Source organism: Leptospira ainazelensis (assembly GCF_016918785.1).
Classification (GTDB): Bacteria; Spirochaetota; Leptospiria; order Leptospirales; family Leptospiraceae; genus Leptospira; species Leptospira ainazelensis.
In genome coordinates this window covers 1-908 of record NZ_JAFFPT010000084.1, presented here as the reverse complement: position 1 = coordinate 908, position 908 = coordinate 1, and the positions used below count along the sequence as shown (strand labels likewise).

General features: G+C 37.1%; 2 protein-coding genes. Both read left to right on the top strand.

The genetic code is table 11. The features are described 5' to 3' along the window. The first annotated feature begins 210 nt into the window (after positions 1 to 210). Positions 211 to 498, top strand: coding sequence for a type II toxin-antitoxin system RelE/ParE family toxin (locus JWG44_RS21665; protein WP_205277113.1), 288 nt, complete (start codon positions 211 to 213; stop codon positions 496 to 498). Positions 499 to 504: 6 nt separating this feature from the next. Beyond that, positions 505 to 807: a HigA family addiction module antitoxin gene (locus JWG44_RS21660; RefSeq protein WP_010577056.1), complete on the top strand. Its 303-nt coding sequence runs from the start codon at positions 505 to 507 to the stop codon at positions 805 to 807. Positions 808 to 908: the final 101 nt, after the last annotated feature.

Below are 908 nucleotides of genomic sequence, written 5' to 3'. Positions count from 1 at the left end.
CGGTAAGAGAAGTTCGCGACCCTTTCGCGCACAAGCGCTCGGGGACGCGACGTCGGCAAGCTTCTTTCGTTAGACGACATTTTGAGATTAATTTTCTGGATTCAAGCTTCTGTTGGGGAGAATTTTGGATTGATAAAATCATAAGCAAAAAGATGGAATTTAAAAGATAATATCGATTGACAATAGTATTGAATTCCAGCAATATTAATTGTGATTAACTCTTTCAAATCACCAGAAACGGAAAAAGTCTGGAATCAAGAGTTTTCGAAGAAGCTACCTAATCAAATTCAAAAGATTGCGTATCGAAAATTAGTTATGATAGCGCGATCAAAGAATATTGAGGACCTAAAGATCCCACCTTCTAATCATTTAGAAAAGTTATTAGGTAACAGATTAGGTCAATATAGTATTAGAATTAATGATCAATGGCGCATTTGCTTTAAATGGAAAGAATCAAATGCTTATGACGTTGAAATAGTCGATTATCATCAGGAGTAGTAATAAATGAAAAAAATTCCAAATGTTCATCCTGGTGAAATATTAAATGAAGAGTTCTTACTTCCAATGAATATAACTGCATATCGTCTCGCAAAGGAAACAAAGATAAATCCAACGCGAGTGAGCGAGATAATTCATGGGAAGAGGGGCATTACAGCCGATACTGCTTTAAGATTTTCTAAATTCTTTGGAAATTCGGTAGAATTTTGGATGGGAATTCAAGACGAATTCGAAATTAGAGAAGAACGCGATAAGATATCAGCTGAGCTTAAAGAAATTAGGAATTATAAAGAGCTTATTAGCGCTTAGATATCTCAAAACGTCGTCTAACTACGGCTTCTCACTCCGTTCGCGACTCACGGTTCCCGCTCGCGCTCACTCCGGGCTAAAGCCACATTGCTTTGTCACTT